21 protein-coding genes are annotated in these 22,213 nt (G+C 64.8%); 9 read left to right on the top strand and 12 right to left on the bottom strand.

The features are described from left to right. The 3 genes from R3280_RS07930 to R3280_RS07920 all read right to left on the bottom strand — a co-directional run. The coding region (locus R3280_RS07930) for a 7TM-DISM domain-containing protein (protein ID WP_318998055.1) at nt 1–618 on the bottom strand (618 nt) is incomplete at its 3' end. A 97-nt stretch (nt 619–715) separates the two neighbouring features. After that, on the bottom strand, nt 716–1,165 hold the full coding sequence (locus R3280_RS07925) for a flavodoxin domain-containing protein (RefSeq protein WP_318998054.1): 450 nt from the start codon (nt 1,163–1,165) through the stop codon (nt 716–718). A gap of 55 nt (nt 1,166–1,220) precedes the next feature. Beyond that, entirely contained in the window at nt 1,221–2,339 is a 1,119-nt protein-coding gene (locus R3280_RS07920; protein ID WP_318998053.1) for a GGDEF domain-containing protein, read from the bottom strand. A 216-nt stretch (nt 2,340–2,555) separates the two neighbouring features. On the opposite strand from R3280_RS07920, the gene R3280_RS07915 reads away from it, so the two are divergent. After that, nucleotides 2,556–4,118 carry an inorganic phosphate transporter gene (locus R3280_RS07915; RefSeq protein ID WP_318998052.1) on the top strand — a complete coding sequence of 521 codons (1,563 nt, stop codon included), beginning with the start codon at nt 2,556–2,558 and terminating at the stop codon, nt 4,116–4,118. 101 nt (nt 4,119–4,219) lie between these two features. Beyond that, a complete protein-coding gene (locus tag R3280_RS07910) occupies nt 4,220–4,486 on the top strand; it encodes a hypothetical protein (protein WP_318998051.1) in 267 nt (88 codons plus the stop codon). A gap of 36 nt (nt 4,487–4,522) precedes the next feature. On the opposite strand, the gene panP is transcribed toward R3280_RS07910, so the two are convergent. From panP to R3280_RS07890, 4 genes are all read right to left on the bottom strand, one after another. Beyond that, on the bottom strand, nt 4,523–6,199 hold the full coding sequence (gene panP / locus R3280_RS07905) for a pyridoxal-dependent aspartate 1-decarboxylase PanP (RefSeq protein ID WP_318998050.1): 1,677 nt from the start codon (nt 6,197–6,199) through the stop codon (nt 4,523–4,525). 183 nt (nt 6,200–6,382) lie between these two features. Then, complete coding sequence (locus tag R3280_RS07900; RefSeq protein WP_318998049.1) at nt 6,383–6,721, bottom strand: DUF503 domain-containing protein; 339 nt, start codon at nt 6,719–6,721, stop codon at nt 6,383–6,385. An 87-nt stretch (nt 6,722–6,808) separates the two neighbouring features. Then, nucleotides 6,809–8,506, bottom strand: coding sequence for an isovaleryl-CoA dehydrogenase (locus R3280_RS07895; RefSeq protein ID WP_318998048.1), 1,698 nt, complete (start codon nt 8,504–8,506; stop codon nt 6,809–6,811). After that, a complete protein-coding gene (locus R3280_RS07890) occupies nt 8,503–9,141 on the bottom strand; it encodes a TetR/AcrR family transcriptional regulator (RefSeq protein ID WP_318998047.1) in 639 nt (212 codons plus the stop codon). The genes R3280_RS07895 and R3280_RS07890 overlap by 4 nt, the downstream gene beginning before the upstream one ends. 279 nt (nt 9,142–9,420) lie before the next feature. Between R3280_RS07890 and R3280_RS07885 the strand changes: the two genes are divergently transcribed. From R3280_RS07885 to R3280_RS07865, 5 genes are all read left to right on the top strand, one after another. Next, the gene (locus R3280_RS07885; RefSeq protein WP_318998046.1) at nt 9,421–9,642 is read left to right on the top strand and encodes a hypothetical protein; all 222 of its coding nucleotides are present in this window, start codon (nt 9,421–9,423) and stop codon (nt 9,640–9,642) included. Nucleotides 9,643–9,917: 275 nt separating this feature from the next. After that, nucleotides 9,918–10,766 (top strand): lipase secretion chaperone, encoded by an 849-nt coding sequence (locus R3280_RS07880; protein ID WP_318998045.1) that lies wholly within the window; start codon nt 9,918–9,920, stop codon nt 10,764–10,766. Nucleotides 10,767–10,959: 193 nt separating this feature from the next. Next, on the top strand, nt 10,960–11,976 hold the full coding sequence (hemB, locus tag R3280_RS07875) for a porphobilinogen synthase (protein WP_318998044.1): 1,017 nt from the start codon (nt 10,960–10,962) through the stop codon (nt 11,974–11,976). Between the two features lie 47 nt (nt 11,977–12,023). Then, entirely contained in the window at nt 12,024–14,150 is a 2,127-nt protein-coding gene (ppk1, locus tag R3280_RS07870) for a polyphosphate kinase 1 (protein WP_318998043.1), read from the top strand. Between the two features lie 44 nt (nt 14,151–14,194). Continuing rightward, nucleotides 14,195–15,484, top strand: a complete 1,290-nt coding sequence (locus R3280_RS07865; RefSeq protein ID WP_318998042.1) for a DUF945 family protein — start codon at nt 14,195–14,197, stop codon at nt 15,482–15,484. Between the two features lie 16 nt (nt 15,485–15,500). Here R3280_RS07865 and ggt read toward each other — a convergent pair whose 3' ends face one another. The 4 genes from ggt to R3280_RS07845 all read right to left on the bottom strand — a co-directional run bounded on the left by ggt (nt 15,501) and on the right by R3280_RS07845 (nt 19,572). Next, nucleotides 15,501–17,213: a gamma-glutamyltransferase gene (gene ggt, locus R3280_RS07860; RefSeq protein WP_318998041.1), complete on the bottom strand. Its 1,713-nt coding sequence runs from the start codon at nt 17,211–17,213 to the stop codon at nt 15,501–15,503. Nucleotides 17,214–17,217: 4 nt separating this feature from the next. Beyond that, nucleotides 17,218–17,466 (bottom strand): YfhL family 4Fe-4S dicluster ferredoxin, encoded by a 249-nt coding sequence (locus R3280_RS07855; protein WP_318998040.1) that lies wholly within the window; start codon nt 17,464–17,466, stop codon nt 17,218–17,220. Nucleotides 17,467–17,535: 69 nt separating this feature from the next. Then, nucleotides 17,536–18,018, bottom strand: coding sequence for a pantetheine-phosphate adenylyltransferase (gene coaD, locus R3280_RS07850; RefSeq protein WP_318998039.1), 483 nt, complete (start codon nt 18,016–18,018; stop codon nt 17,536–17,538). Nucleotides 18,019–18,126: 108 nt separating this feature from the next. Then, nucleotides 18,127–19,572 carry a coniferyl aldehyde dehydrogenase gene (locus tag R3280_RS07845; RefSeq protein WP_318998038.1) on the bottom strand — a complete coding sequence of 482 codons (1,446 nt, stop codon included), beginning with the start codon at nt 19,570–19,572 and terminating at the stop codon, nt 18,127–18,129. A 215-nt stretch (nt 19,573–19,787) separates the two neighbouring features. On the opposite strand from R3280_RS07845, the gene R3280_RS07840 reads away from it, so the two are divergent. Further along, nucleotides 19,788–20,450, top strand: coding sequence for a TetR/AcrR family transcriptional regulator (locus R3280_RS07840; protein WP_318998037.1), 663 nt, complete (start codon nt 19,788–19,790; stop codon nt 20,448–20,450). Nucleotides 20,451–20,642: 192 nt separating this feature from the next. Here R3280_RS07840 and yihA read toward each other — a convergent pair whose 3' ends face one another. Then, a complete protein-coding gene (gene yihA, locus R3280_RS07835; RefSeq protein ID WP_318998036.1) occupies nt 20,643–21,287 on the bottom strand; it encodes a ribosome biogenesis GTP-binding protein YihA/YsxC in 645 nt (214 codons plus the stop codon). Nucleotides 21,288–21,480: 193 nt separating this feature from the next. On the opposite strand from yihA, the gene R3280_RS07830 reads away from it, so the two are divergent. Further along, nucleotides 21,481–22,089 (top strand): c-type cytochrome, encoded by a 609-nt coding sequence (locus tag R3280_RS07830; protein WP_318998035.1) that lies wholly within the window; start codon nt 21,481–21,483, stop codon nt 22,087–22,089. The last annotated feature ends 124 nt before the right edge of the window (nt 22,090–22,213 follow it).

Genomic DNA, 22,213 nt, shown 5'->3' with positions numbered 1-22,213 from the left:
GAGCACGTAGTAGAGGTATGTGCGCTCCCGCAGGGCCAGGAAGATGAACAGGTTGAAGAAAATGACCGTGATCAGGATGCCGTAATAGATGGCGTGGAGTTGATCCTCCACCGACAGGTGCTCGAAGAAGGCGTCCTGAGGCCAGATCCGGACCGGGACCTGGAGGGCGCCACTGGTGCTGACCTTAAGGTAGATGGTCGCGCCCGGGTCCGAGGTCCGGAACGGCACCAGGAAATTAGGGTGGCGCAGGGGGCGCTGATCGAACGCCAGCTTGTCACCGGTGGTGACCCGCTGCTGGACCTGGCCATCCGCCACCAGGGTGTATTCGAGATGGTCCAGGTGGGGGTAGCTGATCTCCAGGATCTGACGATCGTCCCGGGCCGGCGGCCGCAAGCGGAACCAGAAGGTGTCGGTAACGTAGCCAAAGTTGGGGCTGCCCTGGGCCACGGGCTGCCAGCGCTCACTGTCCCGGGCCTGACGTAGCGTCATGGTCTCACCGGGGTCGAGCCGGATGTAGTCAATGCGCGGCTCCAGCCAGGCCTGTTCGGCGGCGTGGACGGGCAGGGTCACGGTGATCAGTGTGCCCAGCAGAGCACAGAGCAGTAGAATCTGGCGCACGTGTGTCGGTCTTGTTGTGGTTATTATTGCTTCATTTTAAATATCAGTATGTCCCCTGGCGTCGGGCGCCTCAAGTGCCGCCGAAAAGGCCTGGGCTTCAGGGCAACCGTGCCAGCCATTCCCGCACCCAGGGCACCGCCACCGCCTCGGGTTCGGTGGTTTCCAGGGCGTCGATCTTCAGGGTGTCGCCGACCTTGCGGGCGGCCACCTCCAGCAGCGCTTCCTCCATCAGGTCGCCGGCGCCGCAGAAAGTGTCGCCGTAGGAACTGTCCCCCAGCACGATCACCCCGAAAGGCCGGCCCTGCTGCATGGGCATCTGCTCCCGCAGGTCCAGGTAGAAGGGCAGCAGGCCCGGCGGTACTTCGCCCTCGCCGGTGGTGGAGGTGCACACCAGCAGCGGGTTGTCATCGGCGGCCAGGTCCGCTATCCGGGGCGCCTCCAGGACTTTCACTGGGTGGCCCTCGGCCGCCAATTCCTTGCGGATGGTCCTGGCCGTCTGCAGGGCGCCGCCGTAGACACTGCCCACGATGAGGGTAATCGCTGTCATATCCGTCTCGCTGTCATCAAAAACCGACCCATGGTAGCGGCGGCCCGGAGCCGCCTCAAGATCCGGTGCCGGGCTCGGGAACTCCGTTAGGCTGGGCCGGACCCCGGCTTCTGACCCTGGGGGCGATGCGGTTGCGGCCCGCCTGCTTGGCCTCATACAGGTTGAGATCCGCCTGGCGCAGCAGCTGGTCGATCGAACCGGACTGACTGATGGAGCAGACCCCGGCGCTGATGGTGACCGGCAGGCGCCTGTCCTGATATCGGAAAGGCGTTTCGTCCACCGCCTCCCGCAGCCGCTCGGCCAGGGTCAGGGCCTGCACCAGGGAGGTGTCCGGCAGCAGCACCAGGAACTCCTCGCCGCCCCAGCGGGCCGGCAGGTCGGCCTGGCGCAGCACCGAGCGCATCAGGTCGGCAAACTGCTTGAGCACCGCGTCGCCGGCATTGTGGCTGTATTCATCGTTGATGCGCTTGAACAGGTCCAGGTCGATCAGCACGACCGAGAAATGGTGACCCGAGCGCTGGTAGCGGCCAAATTCTGCCAGCAGCCGCTGGTGTATGTCCCGGCGGTTTGCCAGGCCGGTCAGCTCATCAGTGCGGGCCGCCCGCTCGTGCATGATGGCCAGCCCCACCAGTTCATTGCGGGCCTTGCGGCGGCTGGCTTCCAGCACATAGCAGAAGATCGACTCGAAGGTGATGGTGGCGAAGAAGCGGAGCTGGAAATCGTTACTGTACTCCGCCAGCACGAAAGGCAGTTGCGGAAACCGGAAGACCACGGCGGCGAAGGCCAGGCAACCCAGCAGCAGCAACGTGCCGGTACGAAGATCGGTGAGATAGAAAAGCAGGGGCGGGAACACGTAGAACCAGAGGGGGCCGGTGTTGCTTTCACCGCCGGAGGCCATCAGGTAGGCGAACAGCAGGGCCACGATCAGGATCATGCCGGTCTTCTGGCGGGTGCGGTTGCCGGTACGCCAGAACACCACCATGTTGACAGCCACCAGGGCGGCGAACAGCCAGAGGATGAGGGCGTGGTGGCCGTGGCCGGAGATCAGGGATTTGGCGCCGATGCCCAGCAGGAACAGGATGGCCATCGACGACAGCCAGGTGAGGATCTGGGAGACCCGGATTTCTTCCTGTTCGACGGCCGTCTCGAAACGGGCCCGGGTGAGTTGGGTCATAGCCTGCGAAGGTCGCTTGTCGTTGTTATAAGTGGCGTATTTTAGCCAAATTATGCGTCAAAAAATGGATGAATGACAGAACAGGCCATGCCCTGTGAAAAAATGAACTGGTTTTCACTACATAACGGGATCGCCATCCTGGCGGAATATTTCAATTCTGTGACAAAAATCCTATAGTGGCGCCCTTGATTCATCACACGCAGGTGTTGATCCGTCATGGCAAAATCCACCGGTTATCTCGAGCAGGCGCTGACCAGTCCCACCACTGAACGCTTCCGCATCGGTATCTGTCTGCTGTTCCTGCTGGGGGTCTGGCTCTATGTCGGCCAGATCAGCGCGGACACGCCGTCCAGCATGCTGTTGATGGCGGCGGCGGTGATCGGTGGTTACATGGCCATCAACATCGGCGCCAACGATGTGGCCAACAATGTTGGCCCCGCCGTCGGATCCGGCGCCCTGTCGCTGGGCGCGGCGGTGCTGCTGGCGGCAGTCTTCGAGGCCGGCGGCGCCATCATCGCCGGCGGTGATGTGGTGTCCACCATCAAGGGCGGTATCATCGACGCCAAACGGGTGTCCGATGCCAGTACCTTTGTCTGGCTGATGACCGCGGCCCTGCTGGCCGGCGCCCTGTGGCTCAACCTGGCCACCTGGATGGGGGCACCGGTGTCCACGACCCATTCCATCGTGGGTGGCGTGCTGGGCGCCGGTATCGCCGCTGGCGGCTGGAATATCGTCGACTGGAGCGTGATCGGCGCCATCGTGGCCAGCTGGGTGGTGTCACCGGTACTGGGGGGTGCCCTGGCGGCCCTTTTCCTGTATCTGATCAAGCGTACTGTGCTCTACCGCCAGGACGTGGTGGCGGCGGCCCGTACCTTCGTACCCTGGGTGGTGGGCATCATGGCCTGGGCGTTCGGTACCTACCTGATGGTTAAGGGCGTCAAGAAGCTGATCAAGGTGGATTTCCTGACCGCTTCCCTGGTGGGGCTGGGAGTTGCGGTGGTGGTGTTCGTCGCCATGCGTATGCTGGTGTCCCGCCGCGCCGCCACCATGCAGAACAATACCGCCGGCGTGAACGCCCTGTTCGTGTGGCCGCTGATCTTTGCCGCCGCACTGCTGAGCTTTGCCCATGGCGCCAACGATGTCGCCAACGCCATCGGTCCGCTGGCAGCCATCAACGATGCCCTGGCCGGCGGCGCAGTGGTGACCACCGCAGGCATCCCGCTCTGGGTCATGCTGGTCGGGGCGCTGGGACTGGCGGTAGGTCTGATGCTGTTCGGCCCCCGCCTGATCCGTACCGTGGGCAGCGAGATCACCGAACTGGACAAGACCCGGGCCTTCTGTATTGCCCTGTCCGCCGCCCTGACGGTGATTATTGCCTCCCAGCTGGGGCTGCCGGTCAGCTCCACCCACATCGCCATTGGCGGGGTCTTCGGGGTGGGTTTCCTGCGGGAGTACCTGAAGTCCAACTACGCCAGCCAGATCCACAACATTATCGAAAACCATGATGAGCGCGAGCGGGCGCGGCTGCAGCCCTTCCTGGATGATTTCCGCAATGCCTCGGTGGAGGAGATGGAAAGCCTGCTCAAGCAGGCCCGCAAGAAAAAGAAGGACCTGCCGCTGTCCAAGTCCGAGCGCAAGCGCCTCAAGAAGATCTACCGTGAGGAGCTGGTGAAGCGTTCCCACCTGACCCGCATCATCGCGGCCTGGATCATCACCGTGCCGGTGTCGGCGGCCCTGGCGGCGCTGCTGTTCTTCACCCTCCGCGGCCTCCTGCTCTGATCCCGGGCTGGTCCCGGGCCGGCCCTATCCGTCATACTTGGACCAGTCCACCGGCCGGCGCACCGGCGCCGGTCGCCTGCAATCACAGTCGGGAGTAAAGCATGAGCACAGCGTCCGAGGGCCGCCAGGCCCGGATCATTGATGAGCTGCGGGTCTTTATCAAGAAGGTCATGAGCGACCCCACCATCGCCGTCAAGTCGGTGGAAATCGCCCGCAAATACCGGGATCAGCCCAACGCCGACGAGCTGATCGCCCGTGAGATCAGTGCCAACACCAACGTTCGGATTCCGGAAAACTGGAGTGAGGCCGACAAGATGTTCCTGGAAATCCTGCACGAAGTGCTGGACGACGAAGAAGCCCTCTACTAGTGTCCCGTTTGGCCAGCGAATGAACCAGCCGGGACACTAGGCCCGGCGGCTGGCGGGCGCATGCTGGGCCAGGACGGCCTGGGCATGCTGGTTGAGGATCGCCAGCTCGTCCTGGATCTCGCTTTCCCCCGCCAGCTGTCTCTGCTCATCCAGGATGTCCCGGAGGATGTCGGTGGTGGTCAGCGGGTTGGCCAGCACCACCCGGAATACGATGCAGGGAAAATGGTGGTAGTGGGCCGGTTCCAGCCGGGTCCGTGACACAAAGGCCCGGCCCCGCTCGCGCTGGGTTTTCTGCAGGAACTTGGTGATCCGGTTGAGGCTGGTATTGAGGCGCTCGGCCTGGGCGGCATCCGCCACCGCCAGGGCCTGGCGCGCCAGCTCGGGACAGTAGCGGTAGGTCAGGATATTGAGTTCCGGCCGGGTCACCAGCTCAAAATCCGGCCGCTGCTCAATCATCTCGGCAAACTGGTGGGCCTTGTCGATGCCCTGGTCGATCAGGATCTCGTAGCCTTCCCGGGCCAGGATCTTCAGGCCCGAATGGATCAGCATGGCCATACCCGGCCGTGACCCCTCCAATGTGTTGCTGCCCAGGTCCCGCGAGCCCTTGCGGATGATGTACTGGGCGTGATGCTCGACGGCCCCCGCCAGCTCCGGGTCGCGGAATACCACCAGACCCGCGCCCATGGGCACGTAGAGCTGCTTGTGGGCGTCGAAGGTGACCGAGTCCGCCTGCTCGATGCCCCGGAGCTTGTGCTTGTGGGTCCGCGAGAACAGGGTGGGGCCGCCCCAGGCGGCGTCCACGTGGAAATGGGCGCCGAATTCCCGGGCGATGTCCGCCATGGCCTCCAACGGGTCCACGTTGCCGGTCTCGGTGGTGCCGGCGATGCCGCAAATGGCCATGACCTTGATCTTCTGGCGCTGCAGCTCCAGGCACTTGTCCCGAAGGGCGTCGGTATCGATGCGGTTGTGATCGTCGGTGGCGACGGTGACCAGGGCTTCACGGCCCAGGCCGAGCACATCGGCGGCCTTGCGCAGGGAGTAGTGGCCACGGCGGGACACCAGGATGGCGGCGCCCTCGTGGCCATAGTATTTCAGGGCCCGGAACAGGCCCTCCTGGTGCAGGCCGCGAAAGCTGCCTTCCGCCGGGAAGGCGCGGTTGCGGGCCACCCAGAGTGCGGTCAGGTTGGCGATGGTGCCGCCGGAACACATCACTCCCAGGGCATGGCGGGGGTCGTGCATCCACTTGCGGTAGAAGGCGCCGTCCTGCTGATAGACCAGGCGGTGGATCATGCCCAGCACCTGGCGCTCCAGCGGCGTAAAGGCCTTGGAGGTCTCGGTCTTTACCAGGTTCTGGTTGAGGGCGATCATGATCTTCGACAGCGGCAGCATGAAGTAGGGCAGCGCCGAGGTCATGTGGCCGATAAAGCTGGGGGAGGCGGTATGGACCGAATTGGCCACCAGCTTGTCCAGCAGGAACTGGGCCTGCTCGGACACGAAGATGGGCTTTTCCGGAACCGAGGACTCGGAGAAGTTCTTCTCCACGTCGGAAAGATCCCGCTCCACAGCGACGATGTGTTCCTGCAGGAAACCGGCAAGGTTGCGGGAAATATTCTGGTCGATGCGGCTCAGCGTGGATTCCGGTGCCTCGGGCACCGTGAATACTCGATACATGGCCTCCAGGGAGGCCTGAGCGGATTTTTTCTTACCGGTCATACGCGCCACACACGGTCAGTGGTCTCCGTCGCATCGGTCCCGATGCGGGGAGGGTCAGAAAACAGGAAGCTGACTTCCTCTTGGCTCAGTCTGGCACATTGTCCGTCCGAAGGCATGGGCCAGCCCGGTTCGCGTCCGTTCAGGGTCGGGTAGTATAAGGGCTCGCATCGGGCACCGCCACCGTCACAGGATCTCCCGCTGGACGTCCAGTACCGGCGCGTCGATGCGCTCGGCGATGGCCTTTTCCACCTGGTCCAGGCGCTCCTGGATGGCGCGGGAGGAGGCTCCCAGGGCGGCGATGGTCCAGGTGGCGCAGTCCAGGGCTTCCAGGTCGGCGGTCTCCGCCACTGCAAGATCCGGCTCCCGGCCCCAGATCGCCCGCATGGGGGTAAAGGCCTTGCGTTTGGCTTTCAGGTCGGCGCAGCCATAGAGCTGGAAGTGCAGCGTCAGGACCCCCACGTGCGGCGTGATCGCGGGTTTCTGCGGTGTGGTATTCAGCAGGCGCCTCAGGGCATCAGACATAGACGTTATCCGGCACGGCGAGGCCAGCGGCCCCGCCTGAGTGGGCATTGTGGACAGCGGCGGGCGGCGCGGACGCCGCCACGCACCTCAGTCTACTACAGGGGTGGCCCTTTCGATAACCGCAGCGGGGTCGGTGCCGGTGGGCAGGTTGCCGTAGTTCAGGCCGCCCTGGGAGGTCAGCCGGCTGGCGCAGAAGGCATCGGCAACGGCCGGCTGGGAGTGCCGGATCAGCAGGGAGGCCTGCATGGCCAGGGCCAGGCGGTCCACCAGGTTGCGGGCACGATACTCAAAGTCGCTGATATCGGCGAAGTCGTTCTGGAGTTGGGCCAGGAACTGGTCGAAGCGGCGGTCCGCGCTGCGGGCCTCGGCCACCTCGGCAAAATAGGCCTCCAGGGTATCGGGCTCCTTCTGCAGGGCCCGCAGGGTGTCCAGGCACTGGACGTTGCCACTGCCTTCCCAGATGGCGTTGACCGGGGATTCCCGCAGCAGCCGGGGCATGATGCAGTCTTCCATCACACCGGAGCCGCCGATGCATTCCATGGCCTCGTAGGCATGGTTGGGACTGCGTTTGCAGATCCAGTACTTGCCCACCGGTGTGGCCAGCCGCGCCAGCAGACGTTCCCGCTGGATATGCTGATTATCCAGGGCGCGGCCGATCCGCAGGGTGAAGGCCAGCGCCGCCTCGCTCTCCAGCGCCAGGTCCGCCAGCACGTTCTGCATCAGCGGCTGCCGGTTCAGGGTGGTGCCGAAGACCTGGCGGTGACGGCAGTGGTGCAGGGCCTGGGCGGAAGCCTGGCGCAGGCCGGCGGAGCTGCCGATCATGCAGTCGAAGCGGGTCATGGCCACCATCTCGATGATGGTGGGCACGCCGCGGCCCTCCTCGCCTACCATCCAGGCCAGGGCACCCCGCAGCTCCACTTCGCTGGAGGCGTTTGAGACATTGCCCATCTTGTTCTTCAGGCGCTGGATCTGCCAGGGGTTCTTGCTGCCGTCCGGACGCCAGCGGGGCATCAGGAAGCAGGACAGGCCGCTGCCGGTCTGGGCCAGCACCAGGAAGGCGTCGCACATGGGTGCGGACACGAACCACTTGTGGCCTACCAGTTCATAGGCCTGGCCCGGGCCGGGTGTGCCCACCGGGTAGGCGCGGGTGCTGTTGGCCCGGACATCGGTGCCGCCCTGCTTTTCGGTCATGGCCATGCCGATGGTGACAGAGTTCTTCTCGCCGTCCGGTACATTGCGGCGGTCGTATTCGTTGGCCAGGATCTTGTCCTGCCACAGTGCCGCCAGCTCCGGCTGCTTGCGGATGGACGGGATGGCGGCAAAGGTCATGGTGATCGGGCAGCCATGGCCGGCTTCCACCTGCGCGTGCATGTAGTAGCGGGCGGCCCGGGCGACATGGGCGCCGGCGCCGGGGTGGGTCCAGGGGCTGCTGTGCAGGCCGTGCTCCATGGCGATCCGCATCAGCGAGTGGTAGGCCGGGTGGAAATTGACCTGGTCAATGCGGTGGCCAAAACGGTCGTGGCTGTAGAAAACCGGCTTGTTCTCGTTGGCCTGGAAGCCCAGCTCGATAGTGCTGGCGGCACCGGCCAGGGTGCCGAACTCAGCCAGTCCGGTCTCCGCCCAGTCGGCGCCTTCCCGACGCACACCTTCCACCAGGGCCTGGTCCTGGCGGAACAGGTTGTAGTCCTGCAGGGCCGGCGGCTGGTTGATGACCTCGTGAGTGCTGGCGAGATAGGGGTCGCGGTGGTCGGTGATCTGTTCCGGTGCAGGTTGACGGGCGTTCATGGTGTCCTCCGTGTGCCGGTCAAGCCCTGAATGCAGAAGCAGACAATGGACTCCACCAGCGCTTGTTGGGTGTCCCGGTCCGGCGCCCCGTCGTCTTCGGCCTGGCTGGGTGACAGTGGCCCGACCAGGCTCTCGGCGATGGCGCCGACCAGGCAAGTGCTGCTCTGGCGAGCGTTCTGGGCCGGCAGCGAGCCCTCTTCGATGCCCTCGCTGATGGCCCGCTCAAAATGCTGGGCATAGGCCTTTCGGTACAGCAGGCGCTCCGCCTCCACGCTGGGGTCCACCGGTTCGGCGATCAGGGACCAGGCCATGGTGGGGCCCCGCAGCGCCCTTTCGGCAAACTGCCGCAGGGCCGCTTCCAGCCGCTCAACGGCGTTGCCCGGACCGGCCAGGGCCTCTGCCACCTTGTCCACTTCGCGCTGGGTGGCGGAGCGGAAAATTTCCGCGAACAGCGCCTCCTTGGATTCGAAGTGGCGGTAGATGGTGCCAGTGGCTACCCCGGCGGCCCTGGCCACATGGGTGATCTGGGCGCTGCGAAAGCCACCCTCCGTGACACAGCGAAATGCACAATCAAGAATCCGTTTGCGTGCCTGCGCCTTCCGGTTGCGCATCTTTTCGGTTTCACGGTAAGCCATGTGAACTCCTTGGTAATAAGTGAATCATTATTCATTTCTTGTGTCAACACGGCGGGAACCGGCGCCGACAGGGTTTTCGCGAGGGCCGGGACCTGTCCTGGCCGGCCCTTTACAAAAAATTACAAAAAACTGGTTGAGGCCAAATAGCGCTGTCATCGAAACAGGATTATAAAGACGCCAAGGCGAGGATGCTCGAAGTGCGCTCGCCGAGACGGGGCGCGGTTTCCGGTCCGGAACCCGGCGCCCCTGGTAATGATTTCGCTGATGGGGAGCAAAGCCATGAGTGAATTCGACGAAAGCAACCTGGAGCGATCCGGTAGCTGGGCATCCGACGGTGAAGACAACCATTCCATAGCCGGTCGTGCCCGGGTGCGCGCCCAGCTGCAGGCGGATATCGAGGCCTTCCTCAACCAGGGCGGCAAGATCCAGGAAGTGGACACCAGTTTCCGTTCCGAGCCAGCCCGCAAGGTCGATGTCGGCTTCAACAACCGTTCGATCTGACCCTCGCGTCCGACACGCCAGCCACACGGCTGGCGTTGTTTTTTGTTGATCCCGGTCCCAACCTCCGGCGCTGGAGTTGTTATGCTGGGCGCCAAACACAGGATCAGGTCAGGTCAATGCCACGTTTTTCTCTGCTCGTCTTTCTGCTGCTGCCTATTATAGCGACCTTCGCCGGCTTTGCGTTGCTGCAGTCCACAGCCAGTGACGATGCCGCCCCGTCGTCATCACCAGCCCTGACTCCGATCAAGCCGACCACCGCGACGGCGACGGACACGATGCCCGCCGTGGTCTCCGAAGCCCCGGTCACGGTACCGGCGAAGCCGCCGGCATCCCTGGCGGGTACCGAGGTGCCGGCGGGCTGGCAGGTGCTGGATGCCAACGGCCACCTGGTGGCCACGCCCGAACTGCGGGCCCTGTTCGAGTATTACCTGGCGGCGCTGGGGGAGGAATCCCTGGCCCAGTTGGTGACTCGCATCCGCTCGGCCCTGGCGGTGCTGCCGGAGCCGGCCCGCAGCCAGGCCCGCGAAACCCTGGCCCGCTATCTGGACTACAAGCTGGCGGTCAGTGAGCTGGAGGATGCCGCCGGTGCCGGCGCCATCGCCGACGACCCCGAGGTCTGGTTGCAGCGGCTGCGGGATCTGCGCCGCAGTCACCTGGGTGGGGCGACCGCCGAGGCTTTCTTCGCCGCCGATGAGGCGGTGGATCGCTTCCAGCTGGAGCGCCGGCGCATACTGGCTGCCGAAGGCCTGGAGGAGGCCGAGCGCCAGCGCCTGCTGGCCCGGGCAGAGGCGGCACTGCCGGAGCCCCTGCGCCAGGCCCGGGCCGAGGCCAGTCGGTTCAGCGACTACCAGCAGGCGCGATCGGAACTGGCGGACGACCCGGCGGCGCTGCAGGCCTACCGGGAATCCGAGTTCGGCGTGGAGGCCGCCGCGGCGCTGGCCCGGGTGGAGCAGGAGCAGGCCGACTGGGAGCGGCGCTGGCAGGCCTACCGCAAGGCCGTCAGCGCGCTTGATACCTCCGGTCTGGCGCCGCCGGAGCAGGCAGCGGCGCGCCAGCGTCTGCGCAGTGAACACTTCCAGGGCGCGGAGCGGGTCCGGGCCGAGGCGCTGGATTCCTTGCAGTAGGGTTTGGGTCCCCGCAGCAAACCTGCCGTTGCCGCCGTCCTGCGTGTATCATGCAAGTCAGTTGCGTGCGCCGGGGCGCCTGTCCGAAAAACGTCACATTGGGCTGTCATCATTCTGTCTCGAAGACTTGAGTGGGGCGCCGTCCACAGAGGCCCGGGGCCGTCATCCGATTGACCCGACAGGAGGTAGTGCCTTGTTTTCACCCCAGTCCCGCTCGTTTCCCGCCAGCCGCCCCCGGCGTAACCGTGCCAATGATTTCTCCCGCCGGCTGGTGCGGGAAACCCGGCTGTCGGCAGACAACCTGATTTTCCCGGTGTTCGTGCTGGAGGGTCGCCAGCAGCGCGAGCCGGTCGCCTCCATGCCCGGCGTGGAGCGCCTCAGTGTGGACCTGCTGGTGGAAGAGGCTGCAGAACTGGTAGAGCTGGGTATTCCGGCGGTGGCGCTGTTTCCGGTGGTGCCGCCTGAGCAGAAGAACCTGTCCGGCTCCGGCGCCTGGGACAGCGAGGGTCTGGCCCAGCGTGCCACCCGCGCCCTCAAGGCGGCCTATCCGGAGTTGGGGGTGATCACCGATGTGGCCCTGGATCCTTTCACCACCCACGGCCAGGACGGCATCATCGATCACGACGGCTATGTGATGAACGACGTCACCGTCGAGGCTCTGGTGCGCCAGGCGGTGTCCCATGCCGACGCCGGTGCCGATGTGGTGGCGCCGTCCGACATGATGGACGGCCGGGTGGCGGCGATCCGGGAGGCCCTGGAGCGGGCTGGCCATGTCAACACCCGGATTCTTTCCTATGCTGCCAAGTATGCCTCCAGCTACTACGGTCCCTTCCGGGACGCCGTGGGCTCGGCGGGGAACCTGGGCAAGGGCAACAAGTCCAGTTATCAGATGGATCCGGCCAACAGCGATGAGGCCCTACACGAAGTGGCCATGGATCTGGCCGAGGGCGCCGATATGGTGATGGTGAAGCCGGGTATGCCGTACCTGGACATCGTGCACCGGGTCAAGCATGAGCTGAAGGTACCCACCTTTGCCTACCAGGTCAGTGGCGAGTACGCCATGCATATGGCGGCCGCCGAGCGGGGCTGGGTGGACGCCGACGCGGTGATGATGGAGAGCCTGATCTGCCTGCGCCGGGCGGGGGCGGACGCCATCCTCACGTATTTTGCCCGCCGGGCGGCGCGGCTGCTGAAGAACACGACATCCTGACCGGCTAATCCCACGGGCGGCCGGCACCCAACTGGAATTCTTGCGCCATGACTACCGATTCTGTCAAACCCCTCAACAAGATCGAGGAACTGACCCAGCCCCTGCCGGAGCTGATCCCGCCGCTGGATCCGGCCGCCAGTGAGCACTACCTGAACAGGGAGCTGAGCCATATCCAGTTCAACTTCCGGGTCCTGCAGCAGGCCCTGGACGAGACCCATCCGCTGATCAACCGGCTGATGTTCTGCTGCATCTTCAGCAGCAACATGGACGAGTTCTTCGAGATCCGGGTCGCCGGCCTGCGTCAGCAGATGAAGTACGGCCGTGAGAGCGTGGGGCCGGACGGCATGCTGCCGGAACAGCTGCTGAACGAGATCAGCAAGGTGGCCCATGACTACATCCATGCCCAGTACGACATCCTCAACAATGTCCTGATCCCCGCCATGGAAGAGCAGGACATCCACTTCGTCCGGCGCCGGGACTGGACCCCGGAGCAGGCCGCCTGGGTCCAGCGTTACTTCGAGGAGGAGATCCTGCCGGTGGTCAACCCCATCGGTCTGGACCCGTCCCATCCGTTTCCCCGTCTGGTCAACAAGAGCCTCAACTTCATTGTCGAGCTGGACGGCAAGGACGCCTTCGGCCGCGAGACCGGCATGGCCATCGTGCCGGCGCCGCGCTCGCTGCCCCGCCTGGTGCGCCTGCCGGATGACGTCTGCAACGGCGGCAACAACCTGGTGTTCCTGTCCTCGATGATCCACGCCCACGCCGATGAGCTCTTCCCCGGTATGGAAATCAAGGGCTGCTATCAGTTCCGGCTGACCCGCAACGCCGACCTGGAGCTGGAGGACGACCTGGAGGACCTGGCCTCGGCGCTGCGAGGCGAACTCCTGAGCCGGCGCTTCGGTGACGGCGTGCGGCTGGAGGTGGCGGACAACTGCCCGGACGAGTTGATGAACTTCCTGCTGCGGGAGTTCGGCCTCACCGAGCGGGACCTCTACAAGGTCCACGGTCCGGTCAACCTGACCCGGCTGATGGCAGTCGGGGGGCTGGTGGACCGGCCCGACCTGACCTACCCGGGGTTCTCATCGTCGGTGCCCAAGCAGATCCGCAACAAGGAGCTGATCTTCGATGCCATCCGCCAGCAGCCGGTGCTGCTGCTGCATCCGTTCGAGAGCTTCACGCCGGTGATCGACTTCCTGCGCCAGGCCGCCAAGGACCCGCAGGTACTGGCGATCCGCCAGACCTTGTACCGCACCGGTGCCGATTCCGAAATCGTCGAGGCCCTGGTGGACGCCGCCCGCCGCGGCAAGGAGGTGACCGCGGTCATCGAGCTGCGGGCGCGCTTCGACGAGGCCGAGAACCTGGAACTGGCCAGCCGCCTGCAGGAGGCCGGGGTGATCGTGGTCTACGGTGTGGTGGGCTACAAGACCCACGCCAAGATGATCCTGATCGTGCGCCGGGAGGAGGGCCGTCTGAAGCGTTACGTGCACCTGGGCACCGGCAACTACCACGCCGGCAACGCCCGCCTGTACACCGACTACAGCCTGCTGTCCTGCGACGATGCCCTGGGTGACGACGTCAACAAGCTGTTCCAGCAGCTGACCGGCATGGGCAAGGCGCTGAAGATCAAGAAACTGTTCCATGCGCCCTTCACCCTGCACCGGCGCCTGATCGAGCTGATCGAGCGGGAGGCCGGCCACGGCGACAAGGGCCACATCATTTTCAAGATCAACGCGCTCACCGATCCCGACGTCATGCAGGCGCTCTACCGGGCCTCCCAGGCGGGTGTGCGGATCCAGCTCATCATCCGGGGCATCTGCTGCCTGCGGCCGGGTATCGAAGGCCTGTCGGAGAACATTCACGTGCGCTCCATCATCGGCCGCTTCCTGGAGCACACCCGGGTCTACTACTTCGGCAACCACGGCAAGCCGGAGGTCTACTGCTCCAGTGCCGACGCCATGGTGCGCAACCTGGTGAACCGGGTGGAGGTGGCGTTCCCGGTGGAGGACCGGGACCTGTCCGCGCGCCTGCGGGAGGATCTGGAGGCCTACCTGGCGGACAACTGCCAGAGCTGGGTGTTGCAGCCCGACGGCAGTTACGTCCAGAATCAGCCCGGCCCGGATGAGGAGCGCTTTGCCGCCCAGACCGTGCTGCTGGATCGTCTCACCAGCAAATAGGCCCTGGCCGGCCCGGCAACGGGCCCCGACTGGAGCAGTGATTGATGAAGAAGTGGATTTTCGCGGCCGCGCTGGTGCTGGTTGCCGGCCTGGCGGCGCCCTGGGGCGTTGGCGCCCTCACCGAGCAGCAGTGGCAGCAGACCCAGGCCCTCCTGCAACAGCAACCCATGATGACCATGGAAACCCGTCGCTATGAGCGCGGCTACACCGGCGCCGAGGTGGCGGGCACACTGGGGTTCGACAGCCCTGACAGTGGCGAGACCCTGACCCTGGCCTACCAGGGCGAGATTCGCCATGGCCTTTGGGGCAGCGAACTGACCCTGCGCTTCGGCAGCACGGATGATGAGTGGGTGCAGGTGCTCTTCCCCGACCAGCGCCCGACCCTGAGGGCGGACTTCAAGGCCTGGGGCAGTGCCGACCTGAATTTCATCCTGCCCGCTTTCGAGGCGGTGGAGCCCGCCACCGGTGAGTCCATTGCCAGCTCCGAGCTGGTGCTGGCGGGCACCCTGTTCGACCAGGGCAACGGTTTTGATCTGACCCTGGACTGGCCGGGCCTGGTGGCTCGCGGGCCCAACGCCACCATGACGGTCAATGACGTCACCATGAGCCAGACCATGAACCGGCTCAGGGGCGATGTCTGGACCGGTGAGGCCGCCCTGCGGGTGGATCGCTTCACCGCCCGCCTGGAAGGCGAGCCGGAAGTCAGCGCCCAGGGCCTGGCCATCGACAGCAAGACCGAGGCCGGCGCCGACGGTGAGCGCTTCACCGGCGTCACCGGTCTGACCCTGAACCGGGTGCGCAGCGAGGGCGAGGAGGCCGGACCCTTCCGGATGGACTTCGAGCTGCGGGACTTCCAGGTGGATGCCTGGAACCGGCTGCTGGGCGCCTTTACCCGGCTGCAGATGACGGCGGTGGCGCCGGATGCCGGCCTCAGCCGCCAGCAGCGGATAGAGCAGCAGGTGCAGGCGATGGAAAACCTGAGCGCCGGACTCAAGTCCCTGGCGGCCGCCGGCATGAGCTTCGGTTTTCCGTCAGTGTCGCTGAGCTTCCCGGAAGGCGAGGTAACCGGCGAGGTCATGCTGAGCCACCCGGAGCTGGGGGCTGACCAGGCCGACCAGCTGGAGCTGGTGATGCAACGGCTCACCGGTGTCATGACCTGGCGCCTGCCGGCGGCGCTGGTGGCCTCGGAGCCGGCCCTGATGGCGGAACTGGCGCCGCTGGTGGAGCAGGGGCTGGTGGTCCGGGAAGGCGATGTCTACCGGGTCGACGCCCGTCTGCAGGACCTGGAGCTGAACGTCAATGGCCGGATCATACCGCTGCCACCGATGATCTGAGGCGGCAGGCCCCCGCTCAGGGCGTGGCCACCCGGGCGGCGCCCATGCCACGGGGGTCGGACGCCGCCCGGGTCCGGCCCTCAGGGTCCACCAGAATCAGCTGCATGTTGCCATAACGGCGCTCCACGTTGCGCAGGTCATGGCCGAGTTCCCGCAGCTGGCTCATCACCTCCGGGCTGAAGGCGTCCGGTTCGTGCTGGATCTGATCCGGCAGATACTGATGATGGAAGCGAGCCTCGCTGACCACCGCCTCGGCACGCCTGCCGTTCATGACATCCAGCAGCCCCAGAAAGACCATGGTGATGATGCGGCTGCCGCCGGGGGTGCCAATGATGGCGCTGCGGTCCGGGCCCCACACCAGGGTCGGCGTCATGCTGGAAAGCGGCCGCTTGCCCGCCTCCACCTTGTTGGCCTCACCGCCCACCAGACCGTAGGCATTGGGCACGCCGGGCTTGATGGCAAAGTCGTCCAGCTCATTGTTGAGCAGCACCCCGGTCTGGCCCGACAGGAAGGCCGAGCCGAAGGGCAGGTTGATGCTTAGGGTGGCGCTGACCCGGTTGCCCTCGCTGTCCAGCACCGACAGGTGGGTGGTGTCGGTGCCGCTGCCGAGATCGCCGGGCAATGAGTCGCTGGGGGTGGCCCGGGTCATGGTGAGGGAATCCACCAGGCCGGCCAGATAGTCCGGGTCGGTCAGTCTGGCCACGGGAATGTTGGTGTAATCCGGGTCCCCCAGGTACAGGGCGCGGTCCCGGTAGGCCCGGCGCATCAGCTCCGCCAGGTAGTGAACCCGGGCAGTGTCCGGGTCCAGCTCGCCGATATCCAGGTCGGCAAAGGGCCGTGCCTCCATCATGCCGAACATCTGGGCCATGGCGATGCCGCCAGAGGAGGGCGGTGGCGCCGACCAGATCCGGTAACCGCCCACCTCGATCACCACCGGCTCCCGCTCGATTACCCGGTAATTCTCAAGGTCTGCCAGGGTCCAGATGCCGCCGGCGGCCTGCACGTCCTCTACCATCTGGCGGGCCACCTCGCCCTGGTAGAAACCGGCGCGGCCCTGCCGGGCCAGGTGCTCCAGGGTGTCAGCCAGCTCCGGCTGGCGGATCAGGGTCCCCGCCGGCGGCACCTCGCCATCCCGCAGGAAGGTCTCCCGGGCCGCCGGGTAGCGGGCCAGCACAGGCTGGCGCCAGCCGGCCATGTCCCGGTAATGCTGGTCGGCCTCGAAGCCCTGCCGGGCCAGTTCGATGGCGCGGGCCAGGGTCCGTGACAGCGGCAGCCTGCCGTATTCTTCGCTCAGGTGGGCAAAGGCGGCGGCCTGGCCGGGAATGCCCGCCGCCAGGGGGCCGTTCACCGACAGTTTGTCGGGGTGGACCTCGCCACCGGCATCCAGGTACATGGTTTCATGAGCCTGGCCCGGCGCGGTTTCACGGGCATCCACAAAGACCGTACCGCCGCCGCTGCCCTGCAGCAGCCAGAAGCCGCCACCGCCAATGCCGGCGCTGTAGGGTTCCACGACCCCCAGTACGGCGGCGGTGGCCACCGCCGCGTCAAAGGCGTTGCCGCCGGCGGCCAGGATGTTCATGCCGGCTTCCGTGGCCAGCGGATGGGCGCTGGCAATGGCAGGCTGGTAGGTTGGGGCGGGTGCTGGCGCGGTGGCGCAGGCGGACAGGACCAGGGCCGCCAGCAGCATCGTGGCCTTGAGGATGGCGGACGATGCGCGGGCGACGGTCATGGGCTCAGGCTCCGGTCAGGCGATGGTACTTGGCCATCAGCTGGGTTTCGTTCTCGACGTTCTTCGGATCCACCGGAATGCAGTCCACCGGGCACACCTGCTGGCACTGGGGTTCTTCGTAATGGCCGACGCACTCGGTGCAGCGGCCGGGGTCGATCACGTAGATATCGTCCCCGGGGGAAATGGCCTCGTTGGGGCACTCGGGTTCGCATACGTCGCAGTTGATGCACTCGTCGGTGATCATCAGGGCCATTCAGGGTCATCCTCGAAAAGACACACATTGCCCGGTCATTCTAGCGGAATTCGGCCCTGATGTCCGGGCTCAGGCCTTGGCGAACTTGCGCTTGAGGGCCTCTGCCACCACCGGATCGACAAATTCGGTGATGTCGCCACCCAGGGCGGCGATTTCCCGGATCAGGGTGGAGGAGATGTAGGACAGGTGGTTGGCCGGGGTCAGGAAAACGCTCTCGACCGTGGGCGCCAGGCGCCGGTTCATATCCGCCAGCTGGAACTCGTACTCGAAGTCGGAAACCGCCCGCAGGCCCCGCAGGATGACGGTGGCACCCTGCTGCACCACGAATTCCGCCAGCAGATTGCTGAAACCGGTCACGGTCACGTTGGGCAGGTGCCGGGTGGCGCTTCGTACCAGCTCGACCCGTTCGTCCAGGCTGAGCAGAGGCTGCTTCTTGGGGCTGTAGGCCACCGCCACGATGACGGTATTGAAGAGCTTGCCGGCCCGCTCGATCAGGTCGGTGTGGCCGTTGGTAATGGGGTCGAAAGTGCCGGGGTAGACTACCGTCGTCATAGAACTGGGTCCTCATCTGCTGGAAGCGGCGGGAAACCACCTATGATACCAGCTTAGACGCGGTTTTATCCCTCCGCACCCGGGGGTGCGGAGGCAAGGGCGTGGGTCTCAGCGGATAAACATCTTGTACACCATACGGTGCATGGCCGAGCCGTAGGGAGGGTAGACATACTTGCTGCTGTTGAAGCGCTGTTTGCTGAACACCGCCTTGGCGTGGGAGAAGGTCAGGAAGCCTTCCTTGCCGTGGTAGTGGCCCATGCCCGAGCTGCCGATGCCGCCGAAGGGCATGTCATCCTGGGCCACGTGCATCAGGGTGTCGTTGATGCAGACGCCGCCGGAGTGGGTCTGGGCAAGGACGTGGTCCTGCATTTCGGCTTCGTAGCCAAAGTAGTACAGCGACAGCGGCCGGGGCCGGTCGTTCACGTACTGGATGGCGTCGTCCAGGGTGTTGTAGCTGACCACCGGCAGGATGGGGCCGAAGATTTCCTCCTCCATCACCTTCATCTCCTCGGTGGCGTTGAGCACCAGGGTGATGGGCATCTTGCGGGTGCCGTCCTTGAGGTTTTCCCGGGCCGGGTTGATCTCGATCAGCTCGGCGCCCTTCTCGCGGGCATCGTCCAGGTAGCTCTGCAGGCGCTCGTACTGGCGTTCGTTGATGATGGCGGTGAAGTCGTCGTTGTCCCGCAGGTTGGCAAACAGGCTGGCGAACTGGTTGCGGAACTCGTCCACGAAGGTCTGCACACGGTCGGCGGGGCAGAGCACGTAATCCGGCGCCACGCAGGTCTGGCCGGCGTTGAAGGCCTTGCCGAAGGCAATGCGGTGGGCGGCATCCTCCATGGGTATGTCGGTGGAGATGATGGCCGGAGACTTGCCACCCAGCTCCAGGGTCACGGGTGTCAGGTTCTCGGCGGCGGCTTTCATCACCAAGCGGCCAACGGCGGTGGAGCCGGTGAACAGCAGGTGATCAAAGGGCCGGCTGGAGAAGTCCGCCGCCACCTCGGCATCGCCATTGACCACCGCCACCAGGTCCTGGGGGAAGGTGGCGTCCATCAGTTCCTTGAACAGGGCGGAGGTGTGGGGGGTGAACTCGGACATCTTCACCATCACCCGGTTGCCCGCCGCCAGCGCCGACATCATGGGGCCAACCGCCAGGAACAGCGGGTAGTTCCAGGGCACGATCACGCCCACCACACCCAGGGGCTGGTAGTGCACCTTGTTGGTGGCCGGCTGGAACAGCATGGACACCTTGCGCTTGGACGGCTTCATCCACTCGTCCAGGTGTTTGAGGGTGTAGTTGATGCCCTGCACCGAGGGCATGACCTCGGCGATGCGGGTTTCGTCCCTGGAGCGGCAGCTGAAATCCCGGTCGATGGCCTCGATAAGGCGGTCTTCGTGGGTGAGCAGGGCCCGCTTGAGGCGTTTGAGGTTTTCGCGGCGCTCGGTCAGGGAAGGCATGGGGTTGTGGCGGAACGCCGCCCGCTGTTCTTCGAACAGGCGACCCGTGTACTGTATCTGTTTCTTGCTTTCGGTCAGTTGGACGACGTTGGCAACCATGGTTTTCTCCTTGAAGCCGCACCGGCCTGAGGGGCGCGAACGATGTTTGGTGGCTCGGACAGGGGTGTCTAAAAAGTATCCGATTTGCGTCTGCCGGTATTATTAGAGTATATACTCTAGGGAGTCAAGTTGACGCGCCCGGCGAATCGGGCCATATCCTGACCGGTACCGGCCACCGCGCTCGCACTGCCGGCCGGAACGACCACAGTGAGCCTATGAAAACAAGAGACAAGATACTGCTGTCGGCGCTGGACCTGTTCAACGAGCGGGGCGAGCGCAATGTCACCACCAACCACATTGCCGCCTACCTGGCGATTTCGCCGGGCAACCTCTATTACCACTTCCGCAACAAGTCGGACATCATCTACGAGATTTTCCTGGAATACGAAAAGCTGGTGGACTATTACCTGCAGATTCCGGAAGACCGGCCGCTGAACCTGGAAGACATGACCTTCTATCTGGAGTCGGTGTTCGACGGCCTGTGGAGTTACCGTTTCATCCACCGCGACCTGGAGTTCCTGCTGGACAGTGATGTCCGCCTGCGCAAGGACTACCGCGACTTCACCAACCGCTGCCTGGAGGCCATCAACCGGATCTTCGAGGGCCTCACCGAGGGCGGCGTGATCGAGCGCCAGCCGGCGGACCTGCGCTCGGCCATGTCCCTCAATGTCTGGCTGGTGATCACCAACTGGATGGCCTTCCTGAAGACCGCCCACGGCTCGGAGCTGTCCAACAGCCTGACCCTGACCCAGCTCAAGCAGGGCATTTACCAGGTGCTGACTCTGGAACTGCCCTACCTGACGCCCGCCTTTCGCGAACCGGTGCTGGCCTTGCGGGAGAAATACCGGCCGGAACTGCCGGAGGCCCGGGTGGCATGAAATGACGGGGAACTTTCTGCGACCGGGCCAGTCTTAGGTATGACGCTTCGGAATTCGGACATTCCTGGCGTCTTCCTGAGTCCAGCTCAGGTTTTAGCACGTCGCAAACCCTGACGTTTCACCCGGTCGCTCTGCGCCCGGGTTTTTTTATGGCCGTCTTTTACTGCTCAGGGGCCGGCCCATAGCGGAGTGTCAGGTGCTGAGGATTTCCGCTTCCCGCCCTTCCAGCCAGGCCTCCAGGGCCGCCCGGCTGTCGTCCAGGCCCGCCTTGGTGGTGGCCGAGAACATCACCAGGTGCTCGACACAGTCATAGTGCTTGAGCATGGCTGAAATCTTGAGCAGCGCGGTCTTGGCCTGGCCAAACTTGAGCTTGTCGGACTTGGTGGCCAGGATCATCAACGGCAGGTTGTTATGCTGGCACCATTCCACCATCATCTGGTCGAAGTCCGTCATCGGGTGCCGGATATCCATCACCAGCACCAGGCCCCGCAGGCTCTGGCGCTGGGACAGGTAATGGTCCAGATGCTGTTGCCAGTCGTCCTTCATATCCCGTGAGACCTTGGCATAACCATAGCCGGGCAGGTCCACCAGCCGGCAATCCGGACGGTTGAGGGAGAAGAAATTGATCAGCCGGGTGCGGCCCGGGGTCTTGCTGGTGCGAGCCAGCTTGCCGTTGGCGGTGATGGTGTTGATGGCACTGGATTTGCCGGCGTTGGAACGGCCGGCAAACGCGACTTCGGCGCCCTGGTCCGGGGGGCATTCCTCCAGGCGGGAGGCGCTCACCAGAAAACGCGCACTGTTGAACGAGATGGCTTTGGCAGACGGTTGGTCGGACACGGGCGGGAGAGGACCTATTGGATTTCAGTTAGCGGTGATTTATGTATAATGCTACACCAATTTGGAACAGCGCGCAGAGCCGTTGCATCAATGGCTTGAGAGCAGGCCGCCGAAGTCGCGTCTGCAGGCTGAACAACGCACACCCGGCCCCGGGCCAGGCGCGTGCACAAGATGAGAGAGAAGCGGAGCGAGCATGAAAAAACTGATCGCAGGTGTTGTTCTCGGCGTCAGTCTGTCGGCCACGGCCTACGGCGCAGGAGATCCTCAAGCGGGTGAAGCCAACGCGGCGGTGTGCGCCGGTTGTCACGGTCAGGGCGGTGCCCAGCCGGTGGTGGCGGAGTATCCGAAGCTGTCCGGTCTGGGTGAAACCTATCTTCATCGCCAACTGCAGCTGATCAAGCCGCAGGACCGGCCGATTCCCTCCATGATGGGCCTGCTGGACAATATGTCCGACCAGGACCTGCAGGATCTGGCGGCCTATTTCGACAGCCAGGACATGATCATCGGCAAGGCCAATCCGGAGCTGGTGGATCTGGGCGAGAAGATCTACCGGGGTGGTAACCTGGCCTCCAGCGTACCGTCCTGCGCGGCCTGCCACAGCCCTGATGGCAAGGGCAACGAGCCGGCGGGCTACCCCCGTCTGAGCGGTCAGAGTGCCGACTACGTCGTCAAGCAGCTCAAGGCCTACCGCAGTGGCGAGCGTGACAGCGGTCCGTTCGCGTCCGTGATGATGGATGTGGCCTCCGGCCTCACCGACGAAGAGATCGAAGCGGTCGCCAGCTACGTATCCGGTCTGCACTGACCGTACTCGAAGCGCCTGAAACCCCGCCCCGTGCGGGGTTTTTTGTGCCCGGCTGGCGGTCATGACGTCGCCGTCACTGGAAGCCGGCCCCCGCGGTGGGCCATAATCCGCCCATTCAGGCCGA

Source organism: Marinobacter sp. (genome assembly GCF_033722195.1).
Taxonomy (GTDB): domain Bacteria; phylum Pseudomonadota; class Gammaproteobacteria; order Pseudomonadales; family Oleiphilaceae; genus Marinobacter.
This window is presented reverse-complemented; position numbering and strand designations above follow the sequence as displayed.

What these genes read in the sequence shown, in the direction of transcription:
- R3280_RS07925 (WP_318998054.1), bottom strand. Translation starts at nt 1,165, where the DNA reads ATGACAGCGATTACCCTCATCGTGGGCAGTGTCTACGGCGGCGCCCTG.
- R3280_RS07920 (WP_318998053.1), bottom strand. Translation starts at nt 2,339, where the DNA reads ATGACCCAACTCACCCGGGCCCGTTTCGAGACGGCCGTCGAACAGGAA.
- R3280_RS07915 (WP_318998052.1), top strand. Translation starts at nt 2,556, where the DNA reads ATGGCAAAATCCACCGGTTATCTCGAGCAGGCGCTGACCAGTCCCACC.
- R3280_RS07910 (WP_318998051.1), top strand. Translation starts at nt 4,220, where the DNA reads ATGAGCACAGCGTCCGAGGGCCGCCAGGCCCGGATCATTGATGAGCTG.
- panP (WP_318998050.1), bottom strand. Translation starts at nt 6,199, where the DNA reads ATGACCGGTAAGAAAAAATCCGCTCAGGCCTCCCTGGAGGCCATGTAT.
- R3280_RS07900 (WP_318998049.1), bottom strand. Translation starts at nt 6,721, where the DNA reads ATGTCTGATGCCCTGAGGCGCCTGCTGAATACCACACCGCAGAAACCC.
- R3280_RS07895 (WP_318998048.1), bottom strand. Translation starts at nt 8,506, where the DNA reads ATGAACGCCCGTCAACCTGCACCGGAACAGATCACCGACCACCGCGAC.
- R3280_RS07890 (WP_318998047.1), bottom strand. Translation starts at nt 9,141, where the DNA reads ATGGCTTACCGTGAAACCGAAAAGATGCGCAACCGGAAGGCGCAGGCA.
- R3280_RS07885 (WP_318998046.1), top strand. Translation starts at nt 9,421, where the DNA reads ATGAGTGAATTCGACGAAAGCAACCTGGAGCGATCCGGTAGCTGGGCA.
- R3280_RS07880 (WP_318998045.1), top strand. Translation starts at nt 9,918, where the DNA reads ATGCCCGCCGTGGTCTCCGAAGCCCCGGTCACGGTACCGGCGAAGCCG.
- ppk1 (WP_318998043.1), top strand. Translation starts at nt 12,024, where the DNA reads ATGACTACCGATTCTGTCAAACCCCTCAACAAGATCGAGGAACTGACC.
- R3280_RS07865 (WP_318998042.1), top strand. Translation starts at nt 14,195, where the DNA reads ATGAAGAAGTGGATTTTCGCGGCCGCGCTGGTGCTGGTTGCCGGCCTG.
- ggt (WP_318998041.1), bottom strand. Translation starts at nt 17,213, where the DNA reads ATGACCGTCGCCCGCGCATCGTCCGCCATCCTCAAGGCCACGATGCTG.
- R3280_RS07855 (WP_318998040.1), bottom strand. Translation starts at nt 17,466, where the DNA reads ATGGCCCTGATGATCACCGACGAGTGCATCAACTGCGACGTATGCGAA.
- coaD (WP_318998039.1), bottom strand. Translation starts at nt 18,018, where the DNA reads ATGACGACGGTAGTCTACCCCGGCACTTTCGACCCCATTACCAACGGC.
- R3280_RS07845 (WP_318998038.1), bottom strand. Translation starts at nt 19,572, where the DNA reads ATGGTTGCCAACGTCGTCCAACTGACCGAAAGCAAGAAACAGATACAG.
- R3280_RS07840 (WP_318998037.1), top strand. Translation starts at nt 19,788, where the DNA reads ATGAAAACAAGAGACAAGATACTGCTGTCGGCGCTGGACCTGTTCAAC.
- R3280_RS07830 (WP_318998035.1), top strand. Translation starts at nt 21,481, where the DNA reads ATGAAAAAACTGATCGCAGGTGTTGTTCTCGGCGTCAGTCTGTCGGCC.